The organism is Micromonospora sp. CPCC 205546 (assembly GCF_036902715.1).
GTDB lineage: Bacteria > Actinomycetota > Actinomycetes > Mycobacteriales > Micromonosporaceae > Micromonospora.
In genome coordinates this window covers 6992-31662 of sequence record NZ_JBAKHL010000073.1, presented here as the reverse complement: position 1 = coordinate 31662, position 24671 = coordinate 6992, and the positions used below count along the sequence as shown (strand labels likewise).

Sequence of the window (24671 nt, the reverse complement as noted above, 5' to 3'; positions counted from 1 at the left end):
CGCAGGTGGTGGTGGCGGATGTGCGGTGGGATCGGTTTGTGGCGTCGTTCACGGCGTTGCGGCCGTCTCGTCTGTTCACCGAAATCCCCGAGGCACAGCCCGGGCAGGACGAGGACGCCCCGAAGCGCGAGGACCGCGGCGCGGCGACGGCACTGCGCGAGCGGCTCGCCGCCGCCTCCGGGCCGGAGCGCGACCGCATCCTGCTCGACCTGGTACGCGGCACCGCCGCGGCGGTGCTCGGGCACGCCACGCCGAGCGGCATCCGACCCGGCCGTGGCTTCCTCGAACTGGGCTTCGACTCGCTGACCGCCGTCGAGCTGCGCAACCGGCTGACCGCCGAGACGGGCATCGGGCTGCCCGCCACCCTCGTCTTCGACCATCCCACCCCGAACGCGCTCGCGGCCCACCTGCGGGCCGAGCTGGCGCCCGAGCAGCCGGCACTGCCGATCGTGGCCGAGATCGAGCGTCTCGACCAGCTGCTCGGCGGGCTGCCGGGCGACCAGGTCGACGACGCGGTCATCGGCCGGCTGGAGGACCTGCTGGCCAGGTGGCGGGGACGACCGGCCGCCACCGCACCGGCGCCGGCCGCCGGCGAGGAGTTGGCGTCGGCGAGCAGGGAGGAGCTCTTCGACATCATCCAGCGCGAGTTCGGCAAGTCCTGACCGGATCCTGCCCGGCAGCACCGGGCAGGACCGGCGGTAAGGGACACCCGACGGCACCGGACGCCTGGCCGGCGCCGTAGTGCCGGCACGGCTGCCTAGGGGTCCGCGTCGCCCGTCTAGGGGTGTGCCTGCGTGGACCCGGCTCCGTAGGGTCGGATCCGGTCAGGCCGTCTCGCCCTGCCCACCGGCGGCGAACGGTACGGATGCGGGTGCGTGCGGTGCCCCGGATGGACGGGAGGTCCGCATGGCCGGATCCGGCATGCCTCAGTTGCTCGCCATCAGTGACCTGCACGTGGTCCACGCGGAAAACAAGGCCATCGTGGAACGGCTACGGCCGGAACGCGACGACGACTGGCTCCTCGTCGCCGGTGACGTCGGGGAGTTCGTCGGCGACATCGAGTGGGCGCTGGGACTGCTCAGCCGCCGGTTCGTCAAGGTGATCTGGGCGCCCGGCAACCACGAGCTCTGGACGCCCCGCGAGGACCCGATCCAGCTGCGGGGAGAGGCGCGCTACCAGCACCTGGTGCAACTGTGCCGGGGTCTCGGGGTGGTCACCCCGGAGGACCCGTACCCCGTCTGGGACCCGCAGGGCGACGACCCGGTCCTGATCGCGCCGCTGTTCGTGCTCTACGACTACAGCTTCCGGCCGGCGGGGACGTACACGAAGGAGCAGGCCCTGGCGCGGGCGCACGAGGTCGGCGTCGTCTGCACCGACGAGATCCTGCTGCATCCGGACCCGTACCCGACGCGGGACGCCTGGTGCCGGGCGCGGCTGGCCCTGACCGAGCGGCGGCTGGCCGCGGAACGCAACGGGCTGCCCACCGTCCTGGTCAACCACTTCCCGCTCGTGCGCGAGCCCACCCGGATCCTGCGGTACCCGGAGTTCGCCCAGTGGTGCGGCACCGAGGCCACCGCGGACTGGCACGTCCGCTTCGACGCCCGCGTCGCCGTCTACGGCCACCTGCACATCCCGCGCACCACCTGGTACGACGGGGTCCGGTTCGAAGAGGTCTCGGTGGGCTACCCGCGGGAGTGGCGCCGCCGCTCGACGCCTCCGGGGCGGCTGCGCCGGATCCTGCCGGCGAGCGCCGGACAGCCCGCCTGAGCGGCCGTCGCGACGCTGGTCACCGCCGCCCGTGGGACCTGGCGCGACGGTCCTCGCGGGCCGGCCGATCAGGGGTTCTCTAGGGGTTGGGCGCGCGATGGGCGCTCAGTAGCGTCCAGTCACGGTGGCGGGCATGTGTCGGCGGGACGGTCCGGCGTGGCGGGCGCCTGAGCAGGCACGACAACCGGAATCAGGAACAGGTGTCGGGTTCGTGGGCCGAACGGCCATGTCTCCACCCACCTGTGCACGAAGCCGGCCCGTCGGCGGTGGTGTGGTCAACGAATCGGCAGATTCCGATCGATAGCAAGCTCTGGGCGGGTGGGTCATGGCGGACGAAGACAAGCTCCTCGAACACCTGAAGTGGGTGACCTCCGAGCTCCGCCTGGCGCGCCGTCGCCTGACCGAGCTGGAGAACGAGGACGCCGAGCCGATCGCGATCGTCGGCATGGCCTGCCGCTTCCCCGGCGGGGTCGCCTCGCCGGAGGACCTCTGGGACCTCGTCGCGGGCGGCGTGGACGCCACCGGCACGTTCCCCGAGGACCGGGGCTGGGACCTCGACGGGCTCTACGACCCCGACCCCGATCACCCCGGCACGACCTACAGCAACCGGGGCGGCTTCCTGCGCGACGCCGGCCTGTTCGACCCGACCCTGTTCGGGATCTCGCCGCGCGAGGCGCTGGCCATGGACCCGCAGCAGCGGCTCCTGCTCGAGGTGACCTGGGAGGTCTTCGAGCGCGCCGGCATCGACGCCGCGTCGGTGCGGGGCAGCCGTACCGGGGTGTTCGTCGGCACCGCGGGGCAGGACTACACGTCCGTGCTGCGGCAACTACCCGAGGGCACGGAGGGCTACGTCCTCACCGGCACCGCCGCGAGCGTCATGTCCGGCCGGCTGGCGTACTCCTTCGGGCTGGAGGGCCCGGCCGTCACGATCGACACCGCCTGCTCCTCGTCGCTGGTCGCCCTGCACCTCGCCGGCCAGGCCCTGCGCGACGGCGAGTGCTCCCTCGCCGTGGCCGGTGGCGTGACCGTGCTGGCCACGCCCGGCGCCTTCGTCGAGTTCTCCCGCCAGCGGGGGCTCGCCTCCGACGGCCGGTGCAAGGCGTTCTCCGCCGACGCCGACGGGACCGGCTGGTCCGAGGGCGTCGCCATGCTGCTCGTCGAGAAGCTCTCCGACGCCCGCCGCAACGGCCACCCCGTCCTGGCGGTGATCCGGGGCAGCGCCGTGAACCAGGACGGCGCGAGCAGCGGCCTGACCGCCCCCAACGGTCCCTCGCAGCAGCGGGTCATCCGGCAGGCGCTGGAGAACGCCCGGCTCAGCCCGTCCGACGTGGACGTCGTCGAGGCGCACGGCACGGGCACCCGGCTCGGCGACCCGATCGAGGCGCAGGCGCTGCTGGCCACGTACGGTCAGGGACGGTCCGCCGACCGGCCGCTGTGGTTGGGTTCGCTGAAGTCGAACATCGGCCACCCGCAGGCGGCGGCCGGCGCCGGCGGCGTCATCAAGATGGTGATGGCGATGCGGCACGGCGTGCTGCCGCCCACCCTGCACGTGGACCGGCCGTCCCCGCACGTCGACTGGTCGACGGGGGCGGTGTCCCTGCTCGACGAGGCGCGCCCGTGGGCGGGCGGCGAGCACGTCCGCAGGGCCGGCGTCTCGTCGTTCGGCATGAGCGGCACGAACGCCCACCTGATCCTGGAGCAGGCGCCGGCTGCCGACGCGGCCGACGACGAGGCCACCCCGTCGCCTCGTCGCCTCGTCGCGCCGGTGCTGCTCTCCGCGGCGCAGCCGGCCGCGCTGTCGGCGCAGGCCGACCGGTGGGCCCGCTGGCTGGGCGACGACGAGGAGCCGCGTCCGCTCGACGTGGCCTGGTCGTCGGTGGCGTCCCGCTCGACGCTCGACCGGCGCGCGGTGGTGCTCGCCGAGGACCGCGCCGGCCTGCGGGCGGGCCTGGCGGCGCTGGCGGCGGGGGAGTCGTCGGGCACGGTGGTCACGGGCCAGGCCGGGGACCGGGGTCCGCTGGCGGTGCTCTTCTCCGGTCAGGGCGCGCAGCGCGCCGGCATGGGCCGGGAGCTGTACGGCGAGTTCCCCGTCTTCGCCGCCGCCCTCGACGAGGCGTGCGGGCACCTGGACCGGGTGCTGCCGCGCCCGCTCAAGGAGGTGCTGTTCGCGCCCGAGGGCTCCGCCGAGGCGGAGCTGCTGGACCAGACCGTGTTCACCCAGGCCGGCCTGTTCGCCGTCGAGGTGGCGCTGTTCCGCCTGGTCGAGTCGTTCGGGATCGTGCCGGACTTCGTGGGCGGGCACTCGATCGGCGAGATCGCCGCCGCGCACGTCGCGGGGGTGCTGTCCCTGCAGGACGCCTGCCTGCTGGTGGCGGCGCGGGGCCGGCTGATGCAGTCGCTGCCGGCCGGCGGCGGGATGCTGGCCGTCGCGGCCGACGAGGCGGCGGTGGTGGAGTCGATCGCCGGGCTGACCGACCGGGTCGGCGTCGCGGCGGTGAACGGCCCGACCTCGGTCGTGCTCTCCGGCGCCGTCGAGGCACTGGACGAGGTGGAGCGGGTCTGGCGGGACCGGGGTGCGCGTACCCGCCGGTTGACCGTGAGCCACGCGTTCCACAGCCCGTTGATGGAGCCGGTGCTGGAGCGCTTCCGCGGCATCGTGGAGCGGTTGAGTTTCGCCGCGCCCGCGCTGCCGATCGTGTCGAACGTGACCGGGGCGCTCGCCGACGCCGACGAGATCCGCACGCCCGAGTACTGGGTGCGGCACGTGCGCGAGGCGGTGCGCTTCGCCGACGGGGTCACGGCGCTGCGCGACGTCGGGGTGGACACGTTCCTGGAGATCGGGCCGCAGAGCGTCCTGACCGCGATGACGGTCGACGTGCTGCCCGACGGGGACGCCCTGGCCGTGGCCGCGCAGCGTCGGGACCGGCCGGAGACGCAGGCGCTGCTGCACGCCCTCGCCGAGCTGCACGTGCACGGCGTGCCGGTGACCTGGACGCAGTGGTTCGCCGACACCGGCGCGCGTCGGGTCGACCTGCCCACGTACGCCTTCCAGCGGGAGCGGTTCTGGCCCGAGGTGCTGCCGTGGCGGGTCGGCGACGTGTCGGGCGCCGGCCTCGGCGTGGCGGGGCACCCGCTGCTCGGTGCGGCGGTGCGCCTCGCCGGCGACGACGAGGTCGTGCTGACCGGCCGGCTGTCGACGTCGACGCACCCGTGGCTGGCCGACCACGTGGTCGGCGGCGCCGTGGTGGTGCCGGGCACCGCGCTCGTCGAGCTGGCGGTGCGCGCCGGCGACGAGGTGGGCGCGTCGCGCGTACGGGAGCTGACCGTCGCGACGCCGCTGACGCTGCCCGAGTCCGGAGCCGTACGGGTGCAGGTGCGCGTCGGCGCGGCCGACGACTCCGCCGTCCGCTCGGTGTCCGTGTACGCCCAGCCGGAGGACGACGACACCGAGTGGATGCGGCACGCCGACGGTGTGCTCGAACCGGTGTCGGCCGACGAGCCGGGGCTCGGCGCGTGGCCGCCGGCGGGCGCCACCGAGGTGGACCTGACCGGGTGGTATCCGGCCCTGGCGGAGCACGGCCTGTCGTACGGGCCGGTGTTCCAGGGCGTGCGGCGTGCCTGGACGGCCGACGGCGAGGCGTACGCCGAGGTGGCGCTGCCGGACGGGGCGGCCGGGGAGGCCACCGCGTTCGGGGTGCACCCGGCGCTGCTGGACGCCGCGCTGCACCCGGTGGCGCTGCTGCTGGCGGCGGAGCCGGCGGGCGGGCCACGGGTGCCGTTCGCGTTCGAGGGCGTGCAGGTGCACGCCTCGGGAGCCAGGACGCTGCGGGTGCGGCTGACCCGCGACGGGTCCGGGGTGCGGCTGGTCGCCTGCGACGGCGCGGGTGCGCCGGTGGTGTCGGTGGACTCCCTGGTGCTGCGGGAGATGAGCGCGACGGCGACCCGGGGCGCCGCCGCCCGGTCGCTGTACGAGGTGACCTGGCAGGCCGACGAGATCGTCGGCGTCGACGACCTTGCGGGGTGGGCGGCGCTGGGGCGGCCGGCGGCGCAGGCGCTGCCGGAGGTACCGGTCTTCGCGGACGTGGCGGCCCTGGCGGCGGGCGGGGCGACCGCCCGGCGGGTGCTGCTGGCGGTGCCGGCCGGCGACGCCGACGCCGCCGTGCCGCGGGCCGTGCGGACGGTCACCAACGACGTGCTGGACGTGCTGCGGTCCTGGCTCGCCGCCGAGGCGCTGGCGGATACGAAGCTCGTGGTGGTGACCCGCGGCGCGGTGGCCGCCGCGGACGACGACCGGGTCACCGACCTGGCAGCCGCGGCGGTCTGGGGCCTGCTGCGCTCGGCGCAGTCGGAGCACCCCGGGCGGATCGTCCTCGCCGACGTCGAGGGCGAGCTGACCCCCGCGATCCTCGCCGTGCTGGCCGGGGCGGCGGTCGACCCGTCGGTCTCCGGCGGTCAGCTCGCGGTGCGCGGCGAGCGGACCCTCGTGCCGAGGCTGACGCGGCCGGCGGGCGACGAGCTGACGCCCCCGTCGGGGCCGTGGCACCTGGCCGCCGTGGCTCCCGGCACCCTGGACGGCATCGGCATGGTGCCCACCGCGGCCGTCGCGCTGGACGCGGGGCAGGTGCGCATCGCCGTGCGCGCGGCGGGGGTGAACTTCCGTGACGTGCTGATCGGCCTGGGCATGTACCCGGATCCGGCGGCGGTGATGGGCAGCGAGGGCGCGGGCGTCGTGGTCGAGGTCGGTCCCGGCGTGACCGACCTGGCGCCCGGCGACCGCGTGATGGGCATGTTCGAACTCGGGTTCGGCCCGCAGGCGGTCGCCCACCGGGAGCGCATCGCCAGGATGCCCGCCGGCTGGTCCTTCACCCAGGCGGCGTCCGTCCCCCTGGTCTTCCTGACCGCGTACTACGCGCTGCGTGACCTGGCCGGGCTGCGGGCCGGTGAGTCGGTGCTGATCCACAACGGTGCGGGTGGGGTGGGCATGGCGGCCATCCAGCTCGCCCACCACCTCGGCGCGACGGTGTACGCCACCGCGAGCCCCGGCAAGTGGGGTGTGTTGCGGGGTCTGGGGGTTGCCGAGGAGCGGATCGCGTCGTCGCGTACGACCGAGTTCGAGCAGGTCTTCGGCGCGGCCGCGGGTGGTGCCGGGGTGGACGTGGTGCTGGACGCGCTGGCGGGTGAGTTCGTCGACGCGTCGTTGCGGCTGCTGCCGCGCGGTGGCCGGTTCGTGGAGATGGGCAAGGCCGACCTGCGTGACCCGGAGGCGGTCGCCGCCGGGCACCCGGGCGTGACGTACCGCGCGTTCGACCTCAACGAGGCGGGCAGCACCCGCATCGGCGAGATGCTGGCCGAGATCCTCGACCTGTTCGCGCGGGGCGCGCTGCGTCCGCTGCCCGTGCGGGCGTGGGACGTGCGCCAGGCCCGGCAGGCGCTGCGGCACGTCAGCCAGGCCCGCCACGTCGGCAAGGTCGTCCTGCGCATCCCCGCGCCCGTGGACCCCGAGGGCACCGTGCTGGTCACCGGCGCGGCCGGGACCCTGGCCGGCGTACTCGCGCGGCACCTGGTCGCCACCGGCCAGGCCCGCCACCTGCTGCTGGCCTCCCGCCGCGAAGCCGGCCGGCCGGGTGACGACGACTACGCCGCCCTGGTCCGGGAGTTGACCGACGCGGGCGCCACCGTCACCGCCGTGGCGGTCGACGTCAGCGACCCCGCGCAGCTCACCGCGCTGATCGCCGGGATCGACCCAGCGCACCCGCTGACCGCGGTGGTGCACACCGCCGGGGTGATCGCCGACGCGACCATCGGCTCGCTCGACGAGTCCGCCCTGCGTACGGTGATGGCGCCGAAGGTGGACGCCGGCTGGGCGCTGCACGAGGCGACCGCGCACCTGGACCTGTCCGCGTTCGTGCTGTTCTCCTCGGTGGCGGCCACCCTCGGCTCCCCGGGGCAGGGCAACTACGCCGCCGCCAACGCGTTCCTCGACGCCCTCGCCCGGCACCGCCGCGAGCAGGGCCTGCCGGCCACCAGCATCGCCTGGGGCATGTGGGCCACCGCCAGCACGATGACCGCCCACCTCGACGGCGACGACCAGCAGCGGCTGCGGCGGGTCGGGATGAGCCGCCTCTCCCCGGCCGAGGGCGCCGAACTCTTCGACGCCGCCCTGCCTGCGGTGCAGCCGGTGGTCGTCGCGGCCCGGCTCCAGGTCACCGGCGAGGCGAGCCACGTACCGCCGCTGATGCGGCACCTGCTGCGCGGTGCCGGACGGCGCCGGACGGCCAGCGACCAGCCGACCGCCGGAACGTCGTGGCGCGACCGGCTCGACGGGCTGTCCGAGGCGGACGCCCGCCAGGCGCTGGTCGACCTGGTCTGCGGCCAGGCCGCCACGGTGCTGGGGCACGCCTCGGCGCAGGCGGTGCCCGCCGCCCGGGCCTTCAAGGACCTGGGCTTCGACTCGCTGACCTCGGTGGAGCTGCGCAACCGGCTGGGCGCCGCCACCGGGCTGCGGCTCTCCGCCACGTTGGCCTTCGACCACCCCACCCCGGCCCGGCTGGCCGAGCACCTGTTCGCGCAGCTCGGCCGGTCCACCGGCGCCGGCGCCACGGTCCGTACCGTCGTCACGGCCGACGCCGACGAGCCGATCGCCATCATCGGCATGGCCTGCCGCTACCCCGGCGGCGTCGCCACCCCCGAGCAGTTGTGGCAGCTCGTCACCGCCGGGTCCGACGCGGTCGGCGGATTCCCCACCGACCGCGGCTGGGACCTCGACCGGCTGTACGGCACGGACGGCGACCAGGCGGGCGGCACCGTCACCGACCAGGGCGGATTCCTCTACGACGCGGCCGACTTCGACGCCGGCTTCTTCAACATCAGCCCCCGCGAGGCCCTCGCCATGGACCCGCAGCAGCGGCTGCTGCTGGAGACGGCCTGGGAGAGCTTCGAGTACGCCCGCATCGACCCCACCGCGCTCGGCGGCACCGCCACCGGTGTCTTCATCGGCGCGGCCTCCTCCGGCTACGCCACCAGCGGACGCGACGACCTGGACGGTCTCGAGGGGCACCTGCTGACCGGAACGGCGGGCAGCGTCGCCTCCGGGCGGGTCGCCTACACGTTCGGCCTCGAAGGTCCGGCGGTCACCGTCGACACCGCCTGCTCCTCGTCCCTGGTGGCGCTGCACCTCGCCGCCCAGGCACTGCGCGGCGGCGAGTGCGACATGGCCCTGGCCGGCGGGGTGGCGCTGATGGCGCAGCCCGGCATGTTCTCCGAGTTCTCCCGGCAGGGCGGGCTGGCCCCCGACGGGCGGTGCAAGGCGTTCGCCGCCGGCGCGGACGGCACCGGCTGGTCCGAGGGCGTCGGAATGCTCCTGGTGGAGCGGCTGTCCGACGCGCGGCGCAACGGGCACCGGGTGCTCGCCGTGCTGCGCGGCTCCGCGATCAACTCCGACGGCGCGTCCAACGGGCTGACCGCCCCGAACGGTCCGTCACAGCAGCGGGTGATCCGCCAGGCCCTGGAGAACGCCCGGCTGAGCCCGGCCGACGTGGACGCCGTGGAGGCGCACGGCACCGGCACCGTCCTCGGCGACCCCATCGAGGCGCAGGCGGTGCTGGCCACCTACGGGCAGGACCGCGACGGCGGGGAGCCGCTCTGGCTCGGCTCCATCAAGTCGAACATCGGTCACTCGCAGGCGGCGGCGGGTGTGGCCGGCATCATCAAGATGGTGCTGGCGATGCGGCACGGCGTGCTGCCGCCGACCCTGCACGTGGACGAGCCCTCGCCGCACGTCGACTGGAGCGCCGGGGCGGTCGCCCTGCTCACCGAGGCGCGGCCGTGGCCGGCCGCCGACCGGCCCCGCCGTGCGGCGGTGTCGTCGTTCGGCATCAGCGGCACCAACGCGCACACGATCATCGAGCAGGCGCCCGACGAGCCGGCCCCGGTGGCGTCCCCGCCGGCGGGAGACCTCCCCGGCCTCGTCGGGTCCGCCGCCGTGCCCCTGCCGCTGTCCGGCAGGAGCCCCCGCGCGCTCAGGGCGCAGGCCGCGCGGATCGGCGAGCGGCTCGCCGGGGACGCCGACCTCGACCTGTGCGACCTCGGCTTCTCCCTGGCCGTCCAGCGGGCCCACCACCCGTACCGCGCGGTGGTCGTGGCCGCCGACCGGGACGACGCGGCCACCCGACTGGCCGCCCTCGCCTCCGACGACAGCTCGCCGGCCGGCGTGGACGCCGCCCCGAAGGTCGTCTTCGTCTTCCCCGGCCAGGGCTCGCAGTGGACGGGAATGGCGCTGGACCTGTTGGAGACCTCGCCGGTCTTCCGGCAGCGGATGGCGGAGTGCGCCGAGGAGCTGTCCCGGCTGGTCGACTGGTCCCTCGAGGACGTGCTCCGGGAGGCGCCCGGCGCGCCGCCCCTGGACCGGGTGGACGTGGTCCAGCCCGTGCTCTTCTCCGTCATGGTGTCCCTCGCGCAGCTCTGGCGCTCGTGCGGCATCGAACCGGCCGCCGTCGTCGGGCATTCCCAGGGGGAGCTCGCCGCCGCCTGCGTCGCCGGCGCGCTGACCCTCGCCGAAGGGGCGCGGCTCGTCGTGGCGCGCAGCCGTGGGCTGCTGGCGATCGCCGGCCGCGGCGGCATGGTCTCCGTCCCGCTCCCGGCCGCCGACACCGAGCAGCTCATCGCGCCGTGGCGGGGCAGCCTCTCCGTGGGCGCGCTGAACGGCGCCGCCGTGACCGTGGTCGCCGGCGACTCGGCGTCGGTCGCCGAGCTGATCGCGCACTGCGCCGAGCGGGGCATCCGCGCCCGGCAGGTCGCCGTCGACTTCGCGGCCCACAGCGGCCACGTCGACGCCATCCGCGACGAGGTGATCACCGGATTCGGCACCGTCGACCCGCGGTCCACCACCGTGGCCTTCCACTCCACCGTCACCGGCGAGCTGATCGACACCGCCGGGCTCGACGCGGACTACTGGTACCGCAACCTGCGCGAAACCGTCCGGCTCGCCCCGGTCGTGGACCAGCTGATCGAGCAGGGCTTCCGGGCCTTCGTCGAGGTCAGCCCGCACCCCGTGCTGAAGGTGGCCCTCCAGGACTCGCTGGACCGGGCCGCCGGCTCCGGCGTGGTGGTGGGCTCGCTGCGCCGCCACGAGAACGGCTCGCAGCAACTGTTGGCCAACCTCGGCGACCTGCACGTCGCCGGCGTGCCCGTCGACTGGACGAGCGTGTTCGCCGGCTCCGGCGCCGCCCCGGTCGACCTGCCCACGTACGCCTTCCAGCGCGACCGGTTCTGGCCGGCGGTCGACCGCTCGACGGGCGGCGACGTGTCGGGCGCGGGCCTGGGCGCGGCCGGGCACGGGCTGCTCGGCGCGGCGGTGCGCCTCGCCGGCGACGACGAGGTCGTGCTGACCGGCCGGCTGTCGGCGTCGACGCACCCCTGGCTGGCGGACCACGTGGTCGGCGGCGCGCTGGTCCTGCCGGGCACCGCCCTGGTCGAACTGGCGGTGCGCGCCGGCGACGAGGTCGGCGCCTCGCGGGTGCGGGAGCTGACCGTCGCCGCGCCGCTGGTGCTGCCGAACTCGGGCGCGGTCCGCGTGCAGGTGCGCGTCGGCGCGGCCGACGGCTCCGGCGCCCGGCCCGTGGCGGTGCACTCGCAGCCCGACGGCGACCCCGAGGACGCGTGGACGCGGCACGCCGACGGCCTGCTGGAGCAGGCCACCGACGAGCCGGCGTGGGGTACCTGGCCGCCGACCGGTGGCACCGAGGTGGACCTCGCCGGCTGGTATCCGGCGCTGGCGGAGCGCGGCCTGGCCTACGGGCCGGCGTTCCGGGGCCTGCGGCGGCTGTGGACCGCCGGCGACGAGGCGTACGCCGAGGTCGCCCTGCCGGACGAGGCGGCCGACGACGCGGCCGGCTTCGCCGTGCACCCCGCGCTGCTGGACGCCGCGCTGCACCCCGTCGGGCTGCTGCTGACCGAGCGGTCCGGCGGGCCGCGCGTGCCGTTCGCGTTCGAGGGCGTGCAGGTGCACGCGTCCGGCGCCAGGGCGCTGCGGGTACGGCTGACCCGCGCGGGCTCGCGCGTGCGGCTGGTGGCCGGCGACGAGTCCGGCGCCCCCGTGGTGTCCGTCGACTCGCTCGCCCTGCGGGAGATGACCGACGCCACCGGCGCGGAGGCCGCGGAGCGCTCGCTGTTCGAGGTGACGTGGCAGCCCGAACCGGTCACCCCGGCGAGGGACGTCTCCGGCTGGGCGCTGCTCGGCGACGGGGAGGCCCCCGCGGGCCTGGCCACGCCGGTGTTCCCGAGCGTCGACGACCTGGCCGCGGCCGTCTCGGCCGGGTCGGTCGAGGCCCCCCGTGCGCTGGTCCTCCCCGTGCCCGCCGGCGCGCCGGAGGGCGACCTGCCCGACGTCGTGCGTACGGTCACCGCCCGGGTCCTGGCCGTGGTGCGCTCCTGGCTGGACGGTGCGGCCCTGGCCGACACGACGCTGGTGGTGCTGACCCGTGGCGCCGTGGTGGCCACCCCGGCCGACGCGGTGCGGGACCTGCCCGGCGCGGCGGTCTGGGGCCTGCTGCGCTCCGCCCAGTCCGAGCACCCGGGGCGGATCGTCCTCGCCGACGTCGACGGCGAACTCACCCCCGCCACCCTCGCCGTGCTGGCCGCCGTGGCCGAGGACCCGTCGGCCACCGGCGGTCAGGTGGCCGTACGCGGCGACGAGGTGCGCACCCCCCGCCTGGGCCGGCCCGCCGGCCCGGCCGCCGAGGAACTCGTGCCGCCGGCCGGGCTGTGGCGGGTCGGGGCGGTCAGCCCCGGCACCCTGGACGGCATCGGCATGGTGCCCGCCGCGGCCGTCGCGCTGGACGCGGGGCAGGTGCGCATCGCCGTGCGCGCGGCGGGGGTGAACTTCCGTGACGTGCTGATCGGCCTGGGCATGTACCCGGATCCGGCGGCGGTGATGGGCAGCGAGGGCGCGGGCGTCGTGGTCGAGGTCGGTCCCGGCGTGACCGACCTGGCGCCCGGCGACCGCGTGCTCGGCATGTTCGAGCCCGCCTTCGCCCCCGAGGTGATCGCCACCCGCGACCTCGTCGCGAAGATCCCCGCCGGCTGGTCCTTCGCGCAGGCGGCGTCCGTGCCGGTGGTCTTCCTGACCGCGTACTACGGGTTGCGTGACCTGGCCGGGCTGCGGGCCGGTGAGTCGGTGCTGATCCACAACGGTGCGGGCGGGGTGGGCATGGCGGCCATCCAGCTCGCCCACCACCTCGGTGCGACGGTGTACGCCACCGCCAGCCCCGGCAAGTGGGGCGTGCTGCGCGGCCTGGGAGTCGCCGACGAGCGGATTGCCTCCTCGCGGACCACCGAGTTCGAGCAGGTCTTCGGCGCGGCCACGGGTGGCGCCGGGGTGGACGTGGTGCTGGACGCGCTGGCGGGTGAGTTCGTCGACGCGTCGTTGCGGCTGCTGCCGCGCGGTGGCCGGTTCGTGGAGATGGGCAAGGCCGACCTGCGTGACCCGGAGGCGGTCGCCGCCGGGCACCCGGGCGTGACGTACCGCGCGTTCGACCTCAACGAGGCCGGGCACCGGCGCATCGGCGAGATGCTCGCCGAGTTGCTCGACCTGTTCGCGCGGGGCGCGCTGCGGCCGCTGCCCGTACGGGCGTGGGACGTGCGCCAGGCCCGGCAGGCGCTGCGGCACATCAGCCAGGCCCGGCACATCGGCAAGGTCGTCCTGCGGGTACCCGCGCCCGCCGACCCGGACGGCACCGTGCTGATCACCGGCGCCGGCGGCGCCCTCGCCGGCGTGTTCGCCCGGCACCTGGTCGCTACCGGCCAGGCCCGGCACCTGCTGCTGGCCTCCCGGCGCGGCCCCGAGCAGTACCGGGAACTGGTCGAGGAGCTGACCAGCGCCGGCGCCCGGGTCACCGTCGGCACCGCCGACGTGGCCGACCCCGCGCAGGTGACCCGGCTGCTGGAGTTGGTGGAGCCGGCGCACCCGTTGACCGCGGTGGTGCACACCGCCGGGGTGATCGCCGACGCGACCATCGGCTCGCTCGACGAGGCGGCCCTGCACGCCGTGCTGACGCCGAAGGTGGACGCCGGCTGGGCGCTGCACGAGGCGACCGCGCACCTGGACCTGTCGGCGTTCGTGCTGTTCTCCTCGGTGGCGGCCACCCTCGGCTCCCCGGGGCAGGGCAACTACGCCGCCGCCAACGCGTTCCTCGACGCCCTCGCCCGGCACCGCCGCGAGCAGGGCCTGCCGGCCACCAGCCTCGCCTGGGGACTGTGGGCCACCAGCAGCGCCATGACCGCCCACCTGGGCGGCACCGAGCACCGCAAGGCGATCCGCGCCACCAGCGCCCCGCTGACCGACCAGCAGGGCCTGGCGCTGTTCGAGCTGGCGCGCCAGCGCGGCACCGCCCATCTCGTCCTCATGAATCTGCCGCCTGCCGCGTCGCGGTCGACCGGCCAGGCCGTGCCCAGCCTGCTGCGGGACGTGGTCCGGGCCAGCGGCCCGGCCCGGCGCGCGGTGGGCCGCGGCCCGGCGGACACCGCCTCGGTACGCGACCGGCTGGCGATGCTCAGCCCGGCGGAGCGGCGCGGGCACCTGCTCGACATGGTGGCCAGCAGCGTGGCCGCCGTGCTCGGGCACCGCTCGGCGGAGACCGTCGACGCCCAGCGCGCCTTCAAGGAGCTGGGCTTCGACTCGCTCACCTCGGTGGAACTGCGCAACCGGCTGTCGGCCGCGACCGGGTTGCGGCTGCCGGCGACCGTGGCGTTCGACTACCCGACCCCGGTCGTGCTCGCCGAGTTCCTCGACCGGGAACTCGGCGGCGCGGCAGCCGTGGACCGTCCCGCCGCCGTCGGCACCGCCGCCGCCCTCGACGAGCCGATCGCCATCATCGGCATGGCGTGCCGGTTCCCCGGCGACGTGCAGACCCCCGAGCAGCTCTGGGACGTGGTCACCACCGGCGCCGACGTCATCTCGCCCTTCCCCACCGACCGGGGCTGGAACCTCGACGACCTGCGCGTCGGCGGCGAGGACGCCGTACCGCGCCAGGGCGGCTTCCTGCACGACGCCGCCCAGTTCGACGCCGCCTTCTTCGGGATCTCGCCCCGCGAGGCGCTCGCCATGGACCCGCAGCAGCGGCTGCTGCTGGAGACGTCCTGGGAGGCCTTCGAACGGGCCGGCATCGACCCTCACACGGCGCGGGGCAGCAGCACCGGCGTCTACGTCGGACTCATCTACCACGACTACGCCTCCCAGGCGGCCGGCACCGACGACGAACTGGGCGGCCACGTCGGCAACGGCAGCGCCGGCAGCGTCGCCTCGGGCCGGATCTCGTACCTGTTCGGCCTGGAGGGCCCCGCCGTCACCGTCGACACCGCCTGCTCGTCGTCGCTGGTGGCGCTGCACCTGGCCACCCAGGCGCTGCGGCAGGACGAGTGCCGCCTCGCCCTCGCGGGCGGGGTGAGCGTCATGTCCACCCCCGGCATGCTCACCGAGTTCTCCCGGCAACGCGGCCTGTCGCCCGACGGGCGGTGCAAGGCGTTCGGCGCCGGCGCCGACGGCACCGGCTTCGCCGAGGGCGTCGGCATGCTCCTGCTGGAGCGCCTCTCCGACGCGCAGCGCAACGGCCACCGGATCCTCGCCGTCGTGCGCGGCAGCGCGGTGAACCAGGACGGTGCCAGCAGCGGCCTGACCGCGCCGAACGGCCCCGCCCAGCAGCGGGTGATCCGGCAGGCGCTGGCCAACGCCCGGCTCGCCACCACCGACGTGGACGCCGTCGAGGCGCACGGCACCGGCACCGCCCTCGGCGACCCGATCGAGGCGCAGGCGCTGCTGGCCACGTACGGGCAGGGGCGGCCGCAGGACCGGCCGCTGTGGCTGGGATCGGTCAAGTCGAACATCGGCCACGCCCAGGCGGCGGCCGGCGTCGCCGGTGTGATCAAGATGGTGCTGGCGATGCGGCACGGCATGCTGCCGCCGACCCTGCACGCCGAGAAGCCGTCCCCGCACATCGACTGGACGGCCGGATCGGTCGCCCTGCTCACCGAGGCGCGGCCGTGGCCGGCCGCCGACCGGCCCCGCCGTGCGGCGGTGTCGTCGTTCGGCATCAGCGGCACCAACGCGCACACCATCATCGAGCAGGCCCCGGAGCCCGCCCCCGCACAGGCCGCGCCGGTGACGGGCGTCCCGGGCGACCTCGTCGCCTGCGTCCTCTCGGCCCGCGACGACGCCGCCCTGCGCGAGCAGGCCCGCCGGCTGCGGACCCTGGTCGACGGCCAGGCGGACCTGACCGTCGCCGACGTGGGCCGGGCGCTCGCCACCGGCCGGACCGCCTTCGAGCACCGCGCGGTGCTGCTGCCCGGCGACCGCGCCGGGCTGCTCGCCGCCCTCGGCGCGCTGGCCGACGACGAGCCGTCGGCCGCCGTCGTGCGGGGGATCGCCCGCAGCGGGCGCACCGCCGTGCTCTTCTCGGGGCAGGGCGCGCAGCGCGCCGGCATGGGCCGGGAGCTGTACGGGGCGTTCCCGGTCTTCGCCGCCGCCCTGGACGAGGTGTGCGGTCACCTGGATCCGCTGCTGCCGCGTGCGTTGCGGGAGGTGCTGTTCGCCGGGGCGGGTACGCCCGAGGCGGAGCTGCTGGACCAGACGGTGTTCACCCAGGCGGGGCTGTTCGCCGTCGAGGTGGCGCTGTTCCGGCTGGTCGAGTCGCTCGGGGTGGTGCCGGACCTGGTGGCCGGGCACTCCATCGGCGAGATCGCCGCCGCCCACGTCGCCGGCCTGTTCAGCCTCGCCGACGCGTGCGCGCTGGTCGCGGCGCGGGGCCGGCTCATGCAGGCCCTGCCGGCCGGCGGCGGCATGCTCGCCGTGGCCGCCGCCGAGGACGCGGTGATCGAGTCGATCGCCCCGCTCGCCGACCGGGTCGGCGTCGCGGCGGTGAACGCCCCCACGGCCGTGGTGGTCTCCGGCGCCGTCGAGGCCCTCGACGAGGTGGAGCGGGTCTGGCAGGAGCGGGGCGTGCGCACCCGCCGGCTGACCGTCAGCCACGCGTTCCACAGCCCGCTCATGGAGCCGATGCTGGCCGAGTTCCGGCAGGTGCTCGACGGGCTGACGTTCCACTGGCCCGTCCTGCCGATCGTGTCGAACCTGACCGGCCAGGTCGCCGACCCCGACGAGATCGGCACGCCCGACTACTGGGTCCGGCACGTCCGGGAGACGGTCCGCTTCGCCGACGGGGTCGCGAGCCTGCGCGAGCGCAACGTCCGTACTTTCCTCGAACTGGGCCCCGACGCGGTGCTCGCCGGCATGGTGGGCGCCTGCCTGCCCGATGACGCCACCGCGCCGCCGGCGGCGGTCGTGGCGGCCCTGCGTCCCCACCGGCCCGAACCGGCGTCGCTGGTCACCGCGCTGGCGGAGCTGTACGCGCACGGCGTGCCGGTCACCTGGACCGCCCTCCTGCCGGGCGCGACCCGCCCGGTCGACCTGCCGACGTACCCGTTCCAGCGGCAGCGCTTCTGGCCGGCCGTGGGGCGGCTGCGCGCCGGCGACGTCAGCGGCGCCGGCCTCGGCGTGGCCGAGCACGGGCTGCTCGGCGCGGCCGTGGACCTGGCCGGCGACGACGAGGTCGTGCTGACCGGTCGGATCTCCCCGACCACGCACCCCTGGCTGGCCGACCACGTGGTCTCGGGCGTCACGCTGGTCCCGGGCACGGCGCTGGTGGAGCTGGCGGTACGCGCCGGCGACGAGGTGGACCTGCCCCGGCTGCGCGACCTGACGGTGCTGGTGCCGCTGGTGCTCCCCGAGTCCGGCGCCGTACGGATCCAGGTGCGGGTGTCCGCGTCGGAGTCGCCGCAGCGTCCCGTCGCCGTCTACTCCCGCCCCGACGACGACCCCGAGGCCGGCTGGACCCGGCACGCGGAGGGCGTGCTCGAACCGGCATCGGCCGACGAGCCGCGGTCGGCCGCCTGGCCGCCCCCCGGCGCCGCCGAGGTGGACCTGGCCGGCTGGTACCCGGCGCTGCTCGGGCACGGCCTGGCGTACGGTCCCGTGTTCCAGGGGCTGCGCCGGGTGTGGACCGCCGACGACGGCGTGTACGCCGAGGTGGCGCTGCCGGACGAGGCGGCGACGGAGGCGGCGCGCTTCGGCGTGCACCCGGCGCTGCTGGACGCCGCCCTGCACCCGATCGGGCTGCTGCCCGGCACGGAGGAGTCGGGTGGACCGCGGGTGCCGTTCGCGTTCGAGGGCGTGCAGGTGTACGCCTCGGGCGCGGGGCTGCTGCGGGTGCACCTGGCCCGTAACGGTTCCGGGGTGCGGCTGGCGGCGTACGACGAGGCGGGCGCCCCGGTGGTGTCGGTGGACTCCCTCGTCCTGCGGGAGTTGACCGGCGTGGCCGCCGCGAGCGCGGCGTCCCGGTCCCTGTTCGAGGTCACCTGGCAGGTCGAGGAGGCCGACCCGGTCGACGACGCGTCGGGCTGGGCGGTGCTGGGCGGGCCGGCCCTGCCGGGCGTGCCCGGGGGTCCCTCCGCCGAGACGATCAACCAGTTGCGGGCCGCGATCGACGCCGGCATCACGCCGCCGCGCCTGCTGCTGTTCACACCGCCCGCCACGCACGACGACGCCGACCCGGCGCGGGCCGTGCGCGCGGTGACCTCCGACGTGCTGGGCCTGGTGCAGGCGTGGCTGGCCGTCGACGCGCTGGCGGACTCGAAGCTCGTGGTGGTGACCCGGGGCGCGGTGTCCGTCCGTGACGAGGACCGGGTGACGGACCTGGCGGCTGCGGCCGTGTGGGGTCTGCTGCGCGCGGCGCAGTCGGAGCACCCGGGCCGCATCGTCCTGGCCGACGTCGACGACGCGGTGAACCCCGGCGTGCTGGGCGTCCTGGCCCGGTTCGCCGCGGACCCGGCCGGCGGGCAGCTGGCCGTCCGCTCCGGCGCGGTGTTCGTGCCGCGTCTGGTGCGCGCGGTCGCCCCGGCGCCGTCGGACGCGCCCCTGGTGGGCGACGGCGCGGTGCTGGTGACCGGTGGCACGGGTGCGCTGGGTGCGCTGGTGGCGGAGCACCTGGTGTCGGTGCACGGGGTGCGCTCGCTGGTGCTCGTGTCGCGGCGTGGCCCGGAGGCCGCGGGCGCGGGCGAGTTGTCGGAGCGCCTGACCGCGCTGGGTGCTGCCGTCCGGGTGGTGGCGTGCGACGTGACGGACCGGGATCAGGTCGGCGCGTTGGTGGCCGAGATCGGCGCGGCGGGTCGCCTGGCGGGCGTGGTGCACACGGCCGGTGTCCTGGACGACGGGGTGATCGAGCGGGTCACCGCGGAGCGTCTCGCCGGGGTGTTGGCGCCGAAGGTGTCGGCGGGCTGGTTCCTGCACGAGGCGACGGCGGGCCTGGACCTGGACCTGTTCGTGGTGTTCTCGTCGGTGGCCGGTGTGCTGGGTTCGCCGGGTCAGTCGGCGTACGCGGCGGGCAACGCGTTCCTGGACGCTCTGGCGGCGTACCGGCGGCAGCTCGGTCTGCCGGCCGTCAGCCTGGCGTGGGGCATGTGGGACACCGCCGGCATGGCCGCCTCGATCGGCGGCAACGACCGGGCCCGGACGGCGCGTGCCGGCCTCCGGCCGATGAACGCCCGCACCGGGTTGGAGCTGTTCGACGCCGCGGTGGGCGCGCAGCGGGCGGTGCTGGTGCCGGCCGCGATCGACGTACCCGCGCTGCGGGCGGCGGCCTCCGGCGCGGTCGTACCGCCGATGCTGCGCAGCCTGGTCGACGTGGCGACGACCCGCCGCCGCGCCGGGCAGGGCGCCGGCGGCTGGGCCGACCGGCTCACCGGCCTCAGCGCCGAGGACGGCCTCGCGCAGGTCGACCAGCTCATCCGGGGCCTGGTCGCCCAGGTGCTCGGGCACGGCGGCGCGGAGGCGGTGCCGGCGGACCGGGCGTTCAAGGACCTCGGCTTCGACTCGTTGACCGCCGTCGAGCTGCGCAACCGGGTGAACGGCGCGACCGGCCTGCGCCTCACCTCGACCCTGGTGTTCGACTACCCGTCCCCGCAGGTCCTGGCGGCCCACGTGTACGCGGAACTCGCCGGCACCCGGCCCGGCGCCGTCGCGCCCGACGAGGCGACGGCCGGCGACGCCGACGAGGCGATCGCGATCGTCGGCATGGCCTGCCGCTACCCGGGCGGGGTGGAGTCTCCCGACGAGCTGTGGAGGCTGGTCAGCACCGGCGGGGAGGGCATCGGGGAGTTCCCGGCCGACCGGGGCTGGGACCTGGAGTCGCTGTACGACCCGGACCCCGACCACGCCGGCACCTCGTACACCCGCCACGGCGGCTTCCTGTACGGCGCGGCGGAGTTCGACCCCGGCTTCTTCGGCATCTCGCCGCGCGAGGCCCTCGCCATGGATCCGCAGCACCGCCTGCTGCTCGAGGCGTCGTGGGAGACGTTCGAGTCGGCGGGTCTGGACCCGTCGGGCCTGCGGGGCAGCCGGACCGGCGTCTTCGCGGGCGTCATCTACCACGACTACTCGACGCGGCTCATGGAGACGCCCGAGGTCGAGGGCTACATCGGCACGGGCAACTCGGGCAGCGTGCTGTCGGGTCGGGTGGCGTACACGTTCGGGCTGGAGGGCCCGGCGGTGACCGTGGACACCGCGTGCTCGTCGTCGCTGGTGGCGCTGCACCTCGCCGTGCAGGCGCTGCGTAGCGGTGAGTGCGACCTAGCCCTGGCCGGTGGTGTGACGGTGATGGCGACGCCCGGCACGTTCGTGGAGTTCTCGCGTCAGCGGGGCCTGTCGCGCGACGGCCGGTGCAGGTCGTTCGCGGCGTCGGCGGACGGCACGGGCTGGTCCGAGGGCGTCGGCGTGCTGCTCGTGCAGCGCCTCTCCGACGCCCGCCGCGAGGGCCGCCGCATCCTGGCGGTGGTACGCGGCAGCGCCGTGAACCAGGACGGCGCGTCGAACGGGCTGACCGCGCCGAACGGGCCGTCGCAGCAGCGGGTGATCCGCCAGGCCCTCGCGTCGGCGCGGCTGTCCACGTCCGACGTGGACGTGGTCGAGGCGCACGGCACGGGAACGACGCTGGGCGACCCGATCGAGGCGCAGGCCGTGCTGGCCACCTACGGGCAGGACCGGCAGGGCCGGGAGCCGCTGTGGCTCGGCTCCATCAAGTCGAACATCGGCCACGCCCAGGCCGCGGCCGGTGTGGCCGGCGTGATCAAGGTGATCATGGCGATGCGGCACGGTCTGGTGCCGCCGACCCTGCACGTGGACGAGCCGTCCCCGCACATCGACTGGACCTCCGGGGCGGTGGCCCTCGCGACCGAGCCCACCCCGTGGCCGGCGGTGGATCGGCCGCGTCGGGCGGCGGTGTCGTCGTTCGGGATCTCCGGCACGAACGCCCACGTGATCATCGAGCAGCCGCCGGCCGAGGCGATCGAGGGTGAGATCGTCGCCCGCGACGTGCCGCCGGTGGTGCCGGTGCTGCTCTCCGCCCGCGACGCCGCCGCGCTGGCGGCCCAGGCGGGCCGGTGGGCGCGCTGGTTGTCGGCGGACGGGCAGCAGCGTCCGGTGGACGTGGCGTGGTCGTCGGTGGCGTCCCGGTCGGCGCTGGAGCACCGGGCGGTCGTGTCCGGTGCGAGCCGCGACGAGGTGCTGGCGGGCCTCGAAGCCGTGGCGGCCGGCGAGCCCTCCGGCACGGTCGTGACCGGTGCCGCCGCCGCGCGCGGTCAGCTCGCGCTGCTCTTCTCGGGTCAGGGTGCGCAGCGCGCGGGCATGGGCCGGGAGCTGTCGGCTGAGTTCCCGGTGTTCGCTGCGGCGCTCGACGAGGTGTGCGGTCTCCTGGATCCGCTGCTGCCGCGTCCGTTGCGGGAGGTGCTGTTCGCGGAGGCGGAGTCCGCCGAGGCGCAGCTGTTGGATCAGACGGTGTTCACGCAGGCCGGGTTGTTCGCCGTCGAGGTGGCGTTGTTCCGTCTCGTCGAGTCGTTCGGGATCGTGCCCGACGCGCTGGCCGGTCACTCGATCGGTGAGGTCACGGCCGCGTACGTGGCGGGGGTGTTGTCCCTGGCGGACGCGTGTGCCCTCGTGGCGGCGCGGGGTCGGTTGATGCAGGCGCTGCCCGCCGGCGGCGGGATGCTGGCGGTGGCCGCCGACGAGGCTGCGGTGGTGGAGTCCCTCGCGGGCCTGGGCGACCGGGTCGGGATCGCGGCGGTCAACGGTCCGACGTCGGTCGTCGTGTCGGGTGCCGTAGAGGCGCTCGACGAGGTGGAGCGGGTCTGGCGGGACCGGGGTGCCCGCACCCGCCGCCTGACGGTGAGTCACGCGTTCCACAGCCCGCTGATGGAGCCGATGCTGGCCGAGTTCCGGGCCGTTCTGGACGGGTTGACGTTCGCCGCGCCGTTGCTGCCGGTCGTGTCGAACGTGACCGGTGCGCTGGCTGGTGACGAGATCCGCACGCCGGAGTACTGGGTGCGGCACGTGCGCGAGGCCGTCCGGTACGCCGACGGGATCACCGCCCTGCGCGAGGCGGGTGTGGACACGTTCCTGGAGGTCGGGCCGCAGAGCGTGCTGACGGCGATGGCCGCTGACGTGCTGCCCGCCGACGGCGCCGTGTTGTCGGTCGCGGTGCAGCGCCGGGACCGGCCGGAGGCGCAGGCGCTGCTGCACGCCCTGGCGGAGCTGCACGTGCACGGGGTGCCGGTTACCTGGACGCAGTGGTTCGCCGACGCCGGCGCGCGCCGGGTGGACCTGCCCACGTACGCCTTCCAGCGGGAGCGGTACTGGCCGGAGCCGGCGAGCCGGCCACGGCAGACGGCGACCCACGGCGGCGACGCCGACTTCTGGACCGCCGTCGAACGTGGCGACCTCAGCGCCCTCGCCGCGCAGTTCGGCGACGACGGCGCCGCCCTGGACGCCCTGACCCCGGCCCTGCCGGTCCTGTCGACCTGGCACCGGGCGCGTACGCAGCGGGCGGTCGTGGACGCGTGGTCGTACCGGGTCGGGTGGAAGCGGACCGACATCACCGCCGACCCGGCGCGGCCCGGCGTGTGGCTGCTCGTGACGGCGCAGGACGACCTGGCGGACGGCACCCGGGCGGAGGCGGTCACCAAGGCCCTCGCCGAGGTCGGCGCCGACGTGGTCCGGTTCACCGTCGACCCGGCGGGCACCGACCGGGCGGGCCTCGCCCGGCGGCTGGCCGACGCGCTGGGCGAGGGGCCCGTCACGGGCGTGCTCTCCCTGCTCGGCCTCCGCGACCAGCCGCACCCCGCCCACCCGGCCGTGCCGGTCGGGACGGCCGCCACGCTGCTGCTGCTCCAGGCCCTGCACGACACCGGGGCGACGACCCGGCTGTGGTGCCTGACGCAGGGCGCGGTCAGCACCGGCGACGGGGACCCGGTGCACGGCGTCGCCCAGAGCGGGCTGTGGGGCCTGGGACTCGTGGCGGGCCTGGAACACCCCGGGCTGTGGGGTGGCCTGGTGGACCTGCCCGAGCAGACCGACGCGACGGCCTGGGACCGGCTGGCGCGGGTGGTGACCGGCGCGGGCGACGAGGACCAGTTGGCCGTACGCCCCTCCGGGGTGTTCGTCCGCCGCCTGGTCCGCTCGGCACCCGCCGCTCCCGACGCGGCGGAGCGGTGGCGGCCGTCCGGCACGGTCCTGGTCACCGGCGGCACCGGTGCGTTGGGCGCGCACGTGGCCCGGTGGGCGGCGGCCAACGGCGCCGCGCACGTCGTGCTGACCAGCCGCCGGGGCGAGCGTGCCCCGGGGGCCGTGGAGCTGCGCGAGGAGCTGACCGCGCAGGGCGTCCGGGCGTCGGTCGTCGCCTGCGACGTGGCCGACCGCGAGCAGGTGGCGGCACTGCTCGCCCGCCTGGACGAGGACTCCGCGCCGTTGACGGCCGTGGTCCACGCGGCGGGCGCCGGCGAGTCCGGCCTGATCGCCGACACCGACCTGACGGCGTTCGCCGGCGTGCTCGACGGCAAGGTCACCGGCGCGCTGCACCTGGACGCCCTGCTCGGCGACCGGCCGTTGGACGCGTTCGTGCTCTTCTCCTCCATCGCCGGGGTGTGGGGCAGCGGCGGGCAGTCCGCCTACGCCGCGGGCAACGCCTTCCTCGACGCGCTGGCGGAGCACCGGCGCGGGCGGGGCCTGGCGGCGACGTCCGTGGCGTGGGGGCCGTGGGCCGACGGCGGCATGGCCACCGGCGAGGCCCAGCAACTGCTGGCCCGGCGCGGCCTGACCGCCATGGCGCCGGCCGACGCCGTGCACGCCATGCGGTACGCCGTGGGCCTGTCCCGGTCGGCGCTGACCGTGGTGGACGTCGACTGGGCGGTCTTCGCCCCGGCGTACGCCTCGGCCCGCCCCCGACCGCTGCTCGACGACATCGTCGAGGCCCGGGAGGCACTGCACGTCCACGCCGGGGAGCAGCAGCCGGGCGGGGCCGCCGAGGCCCTGCGCGAGCACCTGCTCGCCCTGCCCCGTCCCGAGCGGGTCCGCCACCTGGTCGACCTCGTCCGTACCCACGCCTCCGCCGTGCTCGGCCACGCGGGCACGGACCGGGTCAAGCCCCAGCGCGCCTTCAAGGAACTCGGGTTCGACTCGTTGACGGCGGTCGAGCTGCGCAACCGGCTGACCGGGGCCACCGGGCTGTCGCTGCCCGCGACCCTCGTCTTCGACTACCCGAACCCGGCCGTGCTCGCCGAGAACCTGCTCGACGGGCTGGTGCCCGAGGCGGCGCAGGCCGACGACGGCGACCCGGCGGAGGTGGCGGTGCGGCAGGCGCTCGCGACCATCCCGCTGGCCCGCATCCGCGAGGCCGGGCTGCTGGACCTGCTGCTCAACCTCACCGACGCCGACGGCGGTGCCGGGAGCGAGCCCGCCGACGAGGCCCTGGACCTCGACGAACTCGACACCGACACCCTCGTCAGGCTGGCGCTTGACGGAACCGATTCCTGAC

The 24671-nt window shown here is 76.0% G+C and carries 3 protein-coding genes; all 3 read left to right on the top strand.

The genetic code is table 11. The features are described from left to right. Positions 1–38: 38 nt before the first annotated feature. Positions 39–662: a phosphopantetheine-binding protein gene (locus tag V6U77_RS25125; protein ID WP_334609158.1), complete on the top strand. Its 624-nt coding sequence runs from the start codon at positions 39–41 to the stop codon at positions 660–662. Between the two features lie 244 nt (positions 663–906). Continuing rightward, the gene (locus V6U77_RS25120; protein ID WP_334609157.1) at positions 907–1767 is read left to right on the top strand and encodes a metallophosphoesterase family protein; all 861 of its coding nucleotides are present in this window, start codon (positions 907–909) and stop codon (positions 1765–1767) included. Positions 1768–2092: 325 nt separating this feature from the next. Next, positions 2093–24670 (top strand): type I polyketide synthase, encoded by a 22578-nt coding sequence (locus V6U77_RS25115; RefSeq protein WP_334609156.1) that lies wholly within the window; start codon positions 2093–2095, stop codon positions 24668–24670. Position 24671 lies beyond the last annotated feature (1 nt).